We start from the raw sequence: 11,808 nt of genomic DNA on the forward strand, positions 1-11,808 counted from the left end.
GAGTGGAAGAAAAGAAGAAAAAGGGATTTTTCAGCCGTCTCGTGGAGGGGCTGAACAAGACGAGAGAGAATATTGTGAGCGGAATGGACTCGATCTTCAGCGGATTTTCCTCGATTGATGAGGATTTCTATGAGGAGCTTGAGGAGACTCTGATCATGGGCGATCTTGGAATCAAGACCACGACGACGATCATGGAGGATCTTCGCGCAAAGGTCAAGGCTCAGCACATCAAAGAGCCGTCTGAGTGCCGTCAGCTTCTGATCGATTCGATCCGCGAGCAGATGAACCTCGGAGAGAATGCTTACGAGTTCGAGAATCGCAAATCGGTTGTCCTTGTCATCGGTGTCAATGGAGTGGGCAAGACGACTTCTGTCGGCAAACTTGCGGGTCAGCTCAAGGATGAGGGCAAGAAAGTCATTCTGGCAGCGGCAGATACCTTCCGTGCGGCAGCGATTGAGCAGTTGACGGAGTGGGCGAACCGTGCCGGAGTCGAGATTATCGCCCAGCAGGAGGGATCTGATCCGGCGGCTGTCATCTATGATGCGGTTGCAGCGGCGAAATCCCGCCATGCAGATGTTCTGATCTGCGATACAGCAGGTCGTCTCCACAACAAGAAGAACCTGATGGAGGAGCTTCGCAAGATCAACCGGATCATCGACAAGGAGTATCCGGATGCCTACCGTGAGACGCTGGTGGTTCTCGATGGAACGACCGGACAGAATGCGATGGCACAGGCAAAGCAGTTTATGGAGGTGGCGGATATCACCGGCATCATCCTGACAAAGCTGGATGGAACCGCAAAGGGCGGAATTGCTGTGGCAATTCAGTCAGAACTGGGAATTCCGGTGAAATATGTGGGAGTTGGAGAGAAGATTGAAGATCTTCAGAAATTCGATTCCGAGGATTTTGTAAAAGCACTTTTCGAGACTTCAAAGACCGAGTAGAAAAAGACGTTACCTACCGTACACGGGTAAGAATTAGACAGACAGAATACAGAATGAAGAACAGCAGTCACAAGCCAGGGATCTGTCTTTTTGGTCGGATCAGGCGGATGACAGCGGGAAAAGAGGGAAAAAACATGGATCAGGAAAAGAACGAGAAGAGCATCGTAGAAGAGAACAGCGAGCAGGAGCTGACACTGGAAAAATTTGAGGAGGCTTCTGAGATCGTCAAGGAGGTAACTTCCGAGACGAAGCTGATTTACAGTGAGTATTTTTCTTCCATTACCGGAAACAAGGTATATTTAAAGCCGGAGAATATGCAGTACACCGGAGCTTACAAGGTGCGCGGTGCTTACTATAAGATCAGCACACTCTCTGAGGATGAGAAGAAGAAGGGACTGATCACCGCTTCCGCAGGAAACCATGCGCAGGGTGTTGCTTACGCAGCAAAGCTCGCAGGCATTCCGGCAACGATCGTAATGCCGACGACGACCCCTCTGATGAAGGTTAACCGCACGAGAAGCTACGGTGCAGAGGTTGTGCTCTACGGAGATGTGTTTGATGAGGCATGTGAGTACGCATACAAGCTGGCAGATGAGCATGGATACACCTTTGTTCATCCGTTTAATGACCTTGATGTGGCAACCGGTCAGGGTTCGATCGCAATGGAGATCATCAAGGAACTGCCGACCGTGGATTACATCCTGGTTCCGATCGGTGGAGGCGGTCTGTGCACCGGTGTTTCCACTCTGGCAAAACTGCTCAATCCGAACATCAAGGTGATCGGCGTTGAGCCGGCAGGCGCAAACTGCATGCAGGCATCCTTAAAGGCAGGTCATGTGGTGACTCTGCCGACAGTCAACACGATCGCAGATGGTACCGCAGTAAAGCGTCCGGGCGAGAAGCTCTTCCCGTATATTCAGAAGTATGTGGATGACATCATCACCGTTGAGGATTCCGAGCTGATCGTAGCCTTCCTCGACATCGTAGAGAATCACAAGATGATCGTTGAGAACTCCGGTCTTCTGACTGTCGCAGCACTCAAACATCTGAATGTGAAGAAGAAAAAGATCGTTTCCATCCTCAGTGGCGGAAACATGGACGTCATCACGATGTCTTCTGTTGTACAGCATGGTCTGATCCAGAGAGACAGAATCTTCACCGTTTCTGTTCTGCTTCCGGATAAGCCAGGTGAGCTTGCAAAGGTTGCAACTCTTCTTGCGAGTGAGCGCGGAAATGTCATCAAGCTCGAGCACAACCAGTTTGTCAGCATCAACCGAAATGCAGCTGTGGAGCTTCGCATCACACTTGAGGCGGAGGGTACCGAGCACAAGAACAAGATCGTTCAGGCACTCAGCGATGCGGGATATCGTCCGAAGCTCGTAAAGTCCAAGGGAAGCTGCTACAACGAGTAATGAGTAAGAAGAAGTCATACGCTTCATATGTTTTGCATGCGGGCGTTGATTTAAAACTTGAATATCGTCAAGGTAGTTAAGGAAAATGTAGTTAATGTAGTTAGGGAAAAAGAAACATGACAGCCGGGTGTCTCAGTGGGATATGGGATATCCGGCTGTTTGTCGAGAAGGCGCATGCGCGAAGAGACAAAGAGGGGAAAACGGGAAAGATGGAAGGATACAAGGAGAAAACCCCGCTCGGGGCAAATATTCATTATTTTATCAAGTGGACGCTGATCTCTGTGGTGACGGGATGCATCGTCGGTCTGGTGGGAACGGCGTTTGGAAAGGGCGTCGCATTTGCGACGACGTTCTGGCAGAGTCATCACTGGAGTCTGTTTCTGATGCCGGTGGTCGGACTTTTCATTGTCTGGCTCTACCGTGTCACAAAGGAGGAGAAGAACCGCGGAACAAACATGGTGATCTCTTCGATCTCCTCGAATGAGAAGATTACGCTGGCGACGGCACCGTTGATCTTTTGTTCGACGATCTTGAGCCACTGCGTCAGTGCATCCGTCGGAAGAGAGGGAGCTGCCTTACAGCTTGGCGGTGCGCTCGGGGATCTGTTTGGAAGTGTGCTTCACCTTGATGAGAAGGATAAGAAGATTGCGGTTATGTGCGGAATGAGTGCCTGCTTTGCGGCGGTGTTTGGGACACCGCTTGCAGCGGGAGTCTTTGCGATGGAGGTTGTGAGCATCGGAGTCATGTATTATTCGGCTCTGGTTCCGTGTCTGTTTGCCTCGTTTATCGGAGCAGGGATTGCGGGAAAGCTCGGACTTGCGCCGGAGGCATTTCCGGTCAGTGGAGTTCCGCCGATGAGTGTTACCGGCGCGGTGCTTGCCGTGATTCTTGCGATGGTCTGTGCGTGTGCGGGAATTCTCCTCTGTGTTTCCTTGCATAACAGTGGCAAATTCGCACAGAAACTTGTGCCGAATCCCTATCTTCGTGTTCTCGCGGGAAGTGCGATTTTTATTGTGATGACGCTGATATTTAAGGAGCGCTACTACAATGGCGGAGGCATGCAGTTGATTGAGTGCTGTTTTGAGGGCGAGAGCGTTCCGGTTTATGCGTTTCTGATGAAGATTGTGTTCACCTCGATCGCATTGAGTGCGGGATTTAAGGGCGGTGAGATTGTGCCGACGCTGACGGTTGGAGCGAGTGTCGGCTATCTGCTGACGAGTGTGCTTCCGCTCCCGTCCTCGCTTGGAACGGCGATGGGAATGGCTTGCCTGTTCGTGAGCGTGACGAATTGTCCGGTCTCGACAATTCTGATGGCGTTTGAGCTGTTTGGGTTTGAGGCGATGCCGTATTTTGCGATTGCGGTTGCAGTCAGCTTCACGCTCTCGGGATATTATGGGCTGTACAGCAGTCAGAAGTTTATTTATTCCAAGATTCGCAATGAGTATATCAATCGGAAATCTCACTAAATTTTTGTGGAGGAAAAGATGAAGACAAAAATCAATCATGCATGGATTTTGACGATGAATCAGGAGTTTCAGACGTATCGGGATGGGTATGTCGTGATGGAGGATGGAAAGATTCTTGAGATCGGAGACGGAGAGGGGCCGAGTGATGTGGATCAGACTGTGGACGCTGAAGGCGGAATCCTGATGCCGGGCATGATCAACACGCACAGCCACATCTCGATGATTCCGTTTCGCTCGATGGGAGATGATTGTCCGGACCGCTTGAGAAAATTTCTTTTCCCTCTTGAGCTTGAGGCGATGACGCCAGAACTTGTGTACCACGGAGCGCGATATGGGATTTGCGAGCTTCTGCTTTCGGGTGTGACGACAATCACCGACATGTACTATTTTGAAGAGGAGGTTGCGAGAGCCTGCGAGGAGATGGGGATTCGCGCGTGGGTTGGTCAGACGGTCATCGATCAGCCGACCTGCGATGCAAAGGATGGAAGAGAGGAGCTTGCGCGTTGTGAGAACTTCTTAAAAGCGTGGTCAGGTCACGACCGGATTCATCCGATCGTCGCTCCTCATGCGACAAACACGAACCCGCCGGAGCTTTTGAAGGAAGCCTATGACCTTGCAAGACGCTATGGGACGCTCTACACCCTCCATGTCAGCGAGATGGACTATGAGATGACGATGTTCCGCGAGAAATATGGAAAGACTCCGATCGAGTTTCTCTATGATCTCGGAGTGCTCGGACCGGATACGCTTGCGGTTCACTGCATCCATGCGACTGAGAACGATGTACACTTATTTGCTGAGACCGGGACGAAGGTTGCTCACTGTGTCGGCGCCAATATCAAGGCAGGAAAGGGTGTTGCGCCGGTCAAGGAAATGCTTGAGTCGGGTGTTGTCGTCGGAGTCGGAACGGATGGACCGTCCTCAGGAAATACGCTCGATCTCTTTACGCAGTTTAAGATGATTGCCGGTCTTCAGAAGACGCATTACCATGATCGCAGTGCAATGCCGACGCAGAGCATTGTCGCAATGGGAACGAGAGGCGGTGCGTGTGCACTCGGAGCGGAGACGCAGATCGGAACGATCGAGGTTGGAAAGCGTGCGGATCTTGTCCTTGTCGAGACGAAATCGGTCAATATGTTCCCTGTCTATAATCCATACTCGGCTCTCGTCTACTCGGCAAATGCCTCAAACGTAGATAAAGTCTGGGTCGATGGAAGACTTCTTGTCGACGGTCACAAACTCGTGAATGTCTCGCTTGATGTGGAGAGAGAGGCACTGATGCGCGAGATGCCGGCGTTTGTCCGCCAGGCGGAGACCTATGCGGATGTGCTGTAAGAGGAGTCTATTCTGAATTTGTATAATAAAAAATTAGAAAATTGGGTTGCTGTTCATAGGTAGGCACTTTTGGGACCGAAAGTGCCGTAAGATAACGTGGTGGTAGCGGATTTTGTCGATTTGGAATGCGAAGCATCGACAAAATCCGTTGCTGTTTGAGCAACGCGTGAACAGTAACGATTTTTTATGTAAAAACGAGGTTGACTTTTGAATCACATAATGATATGGTATATTCATTAGAAAACGTGATAAGAGATAAACTAAATATAAGAGGGACTGTTTAATAAAAGCAAAATTGCTTATAAATGAAGAGTCCCTTTTTGATTGGCGTTAGAGTCGAAAGAGAGCGATGCGGGTCGAAAGATGTAATTCAGCAAATGCGATTCAGATTCAGAAGATGCCTTCGGTTTGTCCTGTCATCATGATTTACATGCAGAAAGGTTGGGAAGACCATTGTTAGAGAAGAAGACAAAGATTTATCTGTTGTTCATTCTGCCGGGCTGTCTGTTTCTTGCGGTATTTATGCTGATTCCGCTGTTCTCCCTCATCTTTAAGACATTTTTTGATGAGAGTGGAGCGTTCTCCCTGGCGAATTATTTTACCCTGCTTCAGAGTACTTACTTTCAGCAGGTATTTTGGCGAAGCATTCGCTTGAGCCTGATCAGCACAATCGTCTGTGCCGGTCTGGGATTTCCGACCGCCTACTACATTTCCAAGTATTCCAAGAACAAGGGTGTGTTGATGGCACTTGCCGTTTTCCCGATGTTCACGAGCCCGGTTATCCGTTCGTTCAGCTGGATGGTTATTCTTGGAAAAAAAGGTATTGTGAATCAGATGCTTGTGTCGACCGGCCTAGTACATAAGCCGATCAGCCTGCTCTACAATGAGTTCTCGATGGTCGTTGGTTTCATTCAGCTCTTCCTTCCGCTGATGATTCTGTCTCTGATCGGTGTGATGGACAACATCTCGGAGGATTTGAATCTGGCAGCGGGAAGCCTTGGAGCTTCCAAGATGGCGACGTTCCGCCATGTGGTCCTGCCACTGAGTATTCCGGGACTTGTGACCGGAAGCGTTCTCGTCTTTACCGGATGCCTGACCGCGTACACGACCCCTCAGCTTTTGGGAGGTACCGATACCCGCGTGCTTGCGACGATGATCTATCAGCAGGCGATGTCTTTAGGAGATTGGACACAGGCTTCCGTGGTTGCGGTTGTGATGATTGTTGTGACGATTCTCGTATCGAGTGGCATCAGCGCAATCAGCCGAAAGTTAAACCCGACGATTTGATAAAAGGAGAAGATTATGGCACTTCTGGAATTACAGAATATTACAGCTGGATATGACAAAAACATCATTCTGAAGGATTTGAACTTTCAGGTGGAGAAAGGAGAGCTCGTCTCCCTGCTCGGCTCGAGTGGCTGTGGTAAGACAACGACGCTTCGCCTGATCGCAGGATTTTCCAATCCGATCGACGGACAGTTTATTTTTGATGGAAAAGACTACACGAATGTTCCGTTAAACAAGAGAAACTTTGGTTTCGTGTTCCAGAGCTACGCCCTGTTCCCGCACATGACGGTGTTTGACAACGTGGCATTCGGACTCAGAATGAGAAAGACTCCGGAGGATCAGATCAAGAAGGAAGTTCTTGAGATGCTTGAGACTGTGGATCTGAAGGGATTTGAGAATCGTTTCCCGAAGGAGATGTCCGGTGGACAGCGCCAGCGAGTTGCGCTTGCCCGTGCGCTTGTGATCAAGCCGGATCTTCTGCTTCTCGATGAGCCACTCTCAAACCTGGATGCGAAACTGCGCGTCAAGATGCGTGTAGAGATCCGTCGCCTTCAGCAGAAATTTGGATTTACCGCAATCTATGTTACTCATGATCAGGAGGAGTGCTTTGCGATCTCCGATAAGGTTGCGATCATGAATCACGGTGTGATCGAGCAGATGGATACCCCGTCTGCGATCTACAATCATCCGAAGACCGAATTTATCGCTCATTTCGTTGGATTTGAGAATTTCCTTGACCTGAAAAAGACCGAGACGGAGGGTGTTTACCTCGCAGACGACGGCACAAAGATTCAGGTGACAGACAAGAAAGAGGGAGAGAACCTGCGCGGATGTATCCGTCCGGAGGATATTCAGATGGTTCCGGCTGGTGCACAGGCAGTCAATCAGATTTCCGGAGAGATTCTGGTAAGTACATTCCTTGGAAAGCGCAATCAGTACAACGTGCGCACCGCAATCGGTGAGTTCGAGGTCAGCACCGACCAGGAGAGTGTTTACAAGGCAGGAGACAAAGTGGCACTGTCTCTGACCCCAAATAAAATCATTTTGCTTTAAAATTTTGTTTTAACAAAGGAGAGGAAGGAAAAGGATTATGAAAAAGAAAATCATGAGCGTTGCAATGGTCGCACTGATGACCGCATCCCTGACTGCATGTGGCGGTTCCGCAAAGGAGGAGACCACCGCACCGGCAACTGAGGCAGAAAAGGCAACGGAAGCGGAGCAGAGTGAGGCAACTGAGGCAGGCAGTGAGTCTGCTGATACCGCAGATCTGGGAAATTTTGAGGGTCAGGAGCTTCGTGTTTCCACCTTCTCTTTCAACGCAGAACTGCTTCAGAAGAACGTTTATGATCCGTTTGAGAAGGCAACCGGCTGTAAGCTGATTGTTGAGGGCGGAAAGAATGCAGAGCGTGTAACCAAGATCAAAGAGACTCCGGACAACTACGATGTTGTTGTAATCGGTGACTCCTTCGTTGCAGATCTGATGGATCAGGGTCTGATCGATACGATCGATTCCACAAAGCTGACCAATCTTGATGGTCTGTACGACGTTGCAAAGGCACCGTTCGGCGAGGAGTATGGTCCGGCTTACACCTTTAACCGTCTGGGAATCGTTTACGATAAGTCCACCTGCCCGATCGAGATCAAGTCTTGGGCTGATCTGTGGAATCCGGAGCTTGAGGGCTCGATCGCAATCCCGGATATCACGACGACAACCGGTCCGCTGTTCTACTACTCCGTTGCAGAGATGGAGAACCTGACTCCGGGCGAGGATGATGATGCAATCTTTGCAAAGATGGAAGAGTTAAAGCCGAACGTAATGAAGACCTACACCAGCGCAAACGACACGATCACGATGCTGAACCAGGGCGAGATCTCCGTTGCAGTTCTTCTTGACTACTCCTACACCTCCGCAAAGTCTGCTTCTGAGGACTATGTATGGGTAGATCCGTCTGAGGGAAGCTACAGCGGTTTCAACACAATCAACATCATCAAGGGAACCAAGAACAAAGAGCTGGCAGAGGCATTTGTAAACTTCTACATCTCCAAGGAAGTTCAGGAGGCAGAGGCACTTGACGGTGTAGATGCTCCGGTTCGCAAGGATGTAGAGCTGACTGAGGAGCAGGCAGCAAACTTTACTTACGGCGAAGAGATGATCAACAGCCTTCAGATTCCGGATTGGGCAGTCATCAACGAGAACAAGGCTGACTGGACCAACCGTTGGAACGAGCTGTTCTCTGTACAGTAATCCATCTGTTACCGGATACGAGTAGGCATTTTCTGAGTGGAAAATGCCGTATGATACAGTGATAGTTATCTCTCAGCTGACAGACAACATTAGGAATTATAAAAGAGGAGCAAAATACATCATGAAGAAGAGTAAATCTCTGTTGGCCGTCACGATCCTGGTTTACATCTTTCTGATCGGACCCCTGCTTGTCATCATGGCAGCATCCTTCAGTGAGACGAATTATCTGAAATTCCCGGGAGAAGGATTCACACTCGAGTGGTATCGTCAGATCCTGAAAGTGAAATCCTTCGGCAGTGCGGCAAAATACAGCACCATCATTGCATTTGTTGCCACATTTATCGCCCTGATTCTGGGACTTCCGGCAGCTTATGCACTGAACCGTTATCGGTTTAAGGGAAAGGAAGTCATCAAGGGCATGTTCCTTTCTCCGGTGCTGATCCCGGTGATTGTACTCGGATTCGTGATGTTGCGCTATGTCGTGAACCGTTTTCACCTGCCGGCTTTGCCGAGTCTTCTGATCGGTCACACGATCCTTTCGATTCCGTATGTGATGCGAGTGATCACTTCGAGCCTTGCAAACTTTGACTTCTCGATGGAGGAGGCAGCGCGGATTCTCGGAGCAAGCAGTGGATACACCTTTTTCCACATCCTTCTTCCGAACATCAAGTCGGGTATTGTCTCTGCCTGCATCATGGCAGTCATCAATTCCTTCAACAACGTATCGCTGTCCGCCTTCCTCACAAGTGCCGGTGTATCGGTACTGCCGATTGAGATGATGGCATATGTCGAGTATCACTTTGATCCGACGATCGCAGCGCTTGCGACTCTGATGATGGTGATTACGCTGGGCGTGATGTTGATCATTGAGAAGACGCTGGGACTTCAGAGCGTGGTTTAAGTGTAATATAAAAAAGTAGTGTAAATTCTGTTGGATTTAGATAGGAAAGACAGAGCAAAAAGAAACGGAAAATAAATATGGGGCTGTTGCCTTTTAGAAGGATTTCTGGATGAAGTTCTTCTATCAGGTAACAGCCCCTGTTTTGTTACACAGTACGAATATGCTGGTGTCGAATTTGTCGGTTAATTGCCTTCAAGTTGGACAGAAACATCGACTTAGCGAGTGATTGTGGTTGGCGCTACTGAGCCTTGATCAGTTCGGAAAGTGCTTCCGGGAGTGGTGGCAGAAGTTCTGCGGGGAGGGTACCGCCCTTGACGCCGACGATTGCGGAGGAAACCTGATTGGCATAGGCGATCGAATCGCGAAGCGGAAGACCGAGTGTCAGGCAGGCAAGAATCGTTCCGATATGGGAATCGCCTGCGCCGATCGTGTCGACGATCTTCTTTGCCGGGACAGGGGGAACGAGATAAGAAGTTCCGTCTTTCTCGATGCAGAACGCTCCGTCAGCGCCGAGGGTGATGATGACGGTGTTCTGTGTCTTCTCATGGAGAATGCGTCCAGCCTCCTGAACATCGGTGCATCCGCTTAGATCCATCGCTTCCTGTTCATTGATGTGAAGCATCGGGTGAAGTGCCATCATTCGGTTGGTGCGCTCAGGCGAAATGCGTTTCCCGCGCGGTCCCGGGGCATAGCAGACGGTCAGCGAGGGGTGTTCCTCCAAGTATTCGATAAGATTGTCGCCGGTCTTTTCCTCAATCTCGAGTCCGCAGACATATACAAGATCGTAGTTGTCTGCCAAATAGGGTTCCATCCATTCTTTCTGAAAGGTGTATTCCACGCCGTGATAGGAGAGAAAGGTCCGCTCTCCGGAAGATTCGACGAGGCAATAGCAACAGCCGTTTTCCTGATCGGGAACGGAGACAGAGATCGGGATTCCTGCACGTTTCATATTGGAGGCAACATAGTCGCCGAACATTCCACTGCCGACCGGTGTGATGAAGGTGTGCGGGGCGTGAAGAAGACGGAACATCTGAGCCGTGTTGAATGCGCATCCGCCGAGCGCCATGCTCTGAGAAGTCGGACGGAGATTCTCCTGCGTCTTTGGAAGATGGTCGAGATTGATGATGACATCCACGCAGGTGGAGCCGATGATAAGTGCTGGTTTCATGAAAGTATGCCTCCTGACTGTAATTTCTGAGATTGTGAAACTTGATGAATTTCCACATCTGTTTCCGTTGAACTGCGTTCGTCAGGTGTGGAAATTGTGTGTGTGAAATGGCATGAAAATATTCCAATTTATTATAAGGCAGGAACAGGTTTCCATCAAGAGTGATGCTTGTAGAAAGTAAAAAAATGTTCTATAATGATTACAGTTTGTGCAACGCATGAACGGGAACAGAGAACTTTGCAGGAAAGGGAAAAACAGGCAGATGATTCTTGTACTGGAGAAGAAACGGAAAGAATCGGCAAAAGAATACATCATGCGAATTCTCCTTGATAATATTGTCAACGTCAGATTAAAACCGGGGGATCAGCTTCTTGAGAGAGATTTCTGTGAACTTTGCGGTGTGAGTCGGACACCGTTTCGGGAAGCACTTTTGGAACTGGCGCAGAGACATCTGGTGGAGATTCGACCGAAGATCGGTACCTATGTTTCCTATATTGATGTGGATCTTGTCGATGAGGTGCGCCATATGCGAAGCGTTCTGGAATCAGAACTTGCAAGGATGGCGTGCAGAGTGATCGGGGAAGACGATTTGAAAAAACTTCGGGGGAATGTTGCACGCTGGAAAGAGTGTGTCGAGATGGATCAGGTTGCGGAGAGTCTTGTCCTTGACAAAGAGTTTCACGGAATGATTTATCAGCTGTGTGGGAGAAGTTACTGGTATGAGCTTGCGGAGGGGGTGGCTCCTCATTTTGATCGCACATCGACTTTGAAATACCAGTGCAAATTGGCAACGGAAAATGTGATTCAGGATCATGAAGAACTGCTCGATGCGATTGCAAGTAGGGATGAGGAGCGGGCGTCTGAGATTGCGCGCCGTCACTTGAATCGCTACACGGAGAATATCGAGGAGATTCGGGAACATTTTCCGGATTACTTTGTGAAGCCGAAACCTGTGTCTGACCAGATAAGAACGAACAGGGACGAGATATAACAACATATAACTCAGAGTGGATGTCCCCCTCCTCTATAGGTGGGGGTATCACAAACTTT

General features: G+C 49.5%; 10 protein-coding genes. 9 read left to right on the forward strand and 1 reads right to left on the reverse strand.

Features of this window, described 5'->3' with window-relative positions; genetic code table 11:
• Positions 1–2: 2 nt before the first annotated feature.
• The 8 genes from ftsY (at position 3) to ACR0QT_RS05840 (ending at position 9,590) form a co-directional block, all read left to right on the forward strand.
• Positions 3–944, forward strand: a complete 942-nt coding sequence (gene ftsY, locus ACR0QT_RS05805) for a signal recognition particle-docking protein FtsY (protein WP_177978157.1) — start codon at positions 3–5, stop codon at positions 942–944.
• Between the two features lie 134 nt (positions 945–1,078).
• Positions 1,079–2,356 (forward strand): threonine ammonia-lyase, encoded by a 1,278-nt coding sequence (gene ilvA / locus ACR0QT_RS05810; protein ID WP_432629902.1) that lies wholly within the window; start codon positions 1,079–1,081, stop codon positions 2,354–2,356.
• A 116-nt stretch (positions 2,357–2,472) separates the two neighbouring features.
• Positions 2,473–3,822 carry a chloride channel protein gene (locus tag ACR0QT_RS05815; protein WP_432629903.1) on the forward strand — a complete coding sequence of 450 codons (1,350 nt, stop codon included), beginning with the start codon at positions 2,473–2,475 and terminating at the stop codon, positions 3,820–3,822.
• 18 nt (positions 3,823–3,840) lie between these two features.
• Positions 3,841–5,157 (forward strand): amidohydrolase, encoded by a 1,317-nt coding sequence (locus ACR0QT_RS05820; protein ID WP_432629904.1) that lies wholly within the window; start codon positions 3,841–3,843, stop codon positions 5,155–5,157.
• A gap of 453 nt (positions 5,158–5,610) precedes the next feature.
• Positions 5,611–6,444: an ABC transporter permease gene (locus tag ACR0QT_RS05825; RefSeq protein WP_432629905.1), complete on the forward strand. Its 834-nt coding sequence runs from the start codon at positions 5,611–5,613 to the stop codon at positions 6,442–6,444.
• 15 nt (positions 6,445–6,459) lie between these two features.
• Positions 6,460–7,497: an ABC transporter ATP-binding protein gene (locus ACR0QT_RS05830; protein ID WP_432629906.1), complete on the forward strand. Its 1,038-nt coding sequence runs from the start codon at positions 6,460–6,462 to the stop codon at positions 7,495–7,497.
• 37 nt (positions 7,498–7,534) lie between these two features.
• The gene (locus tag ACR0QT_RS05835) at positions 7,535–8,689 is read left to right on the forward strand and encodes an ABC transporter substrate-binding protein (RefSeq protein WP_432629907.1); all 1,155 of its coding nucleotides are present in this window, start codon (positions 7,535–7,537) and stop codon (positions 8,687–8,689) included.
• A 121-nt stretch (positions 8,690–8,810) separates the two neighbouring features.
• Complete coding sequence (locus ACR0QT_RS05840; RefSeq protein WP_177977319.1) at positions 8,811–9,590, forward strand: ABC transporter permease; 780 nt, start codon at positions 8,811–8,813, stop codon at positions 9,588–9,590.
• Between the two features lie 238 nt (positions 9,591–9,828).
• On the opposite strand, the gene ACR0QT_RS05845 is transcribed toward ACR0QT_RS05840, so the two are convergent.
• Positions 9,829–10,758: a carbohydrate kinase family protein gene (locus tag ACR0QT_RS05845; RefSeq protein ID WP_432629908.1), complete on the reverse strand. Its 930-nt coding sequence runs from the start codon at positions 10,756–10,758 to the stop codon at positions 9,829–9,831.
• Between the two features lie 262 nt (positions 10,759–11,020).
• On the opposite strand from ACR0QT_RS05845, the gene ACR0QT_RS05850 reads away from it, so the two are divergent.
• Entirely contained in the window at positions 11,021–11,749 is a 729-nt protein-coding gene (locus ACR0QT_RS05850; protein ID WP_432629909.1) for a GntR family transcriptional regulator, read from the forward strand.
• Positions 11,750–11,808 lie beyond the last annotated feature (59 nt).

This window comes from Brotaphodocola sp., assembly GCF_050873365.1.
GTDB lineage: Bacteria > Bacillota > Clostridia > Lachnospirales > Lachnospiraceae > Brotaphodocola.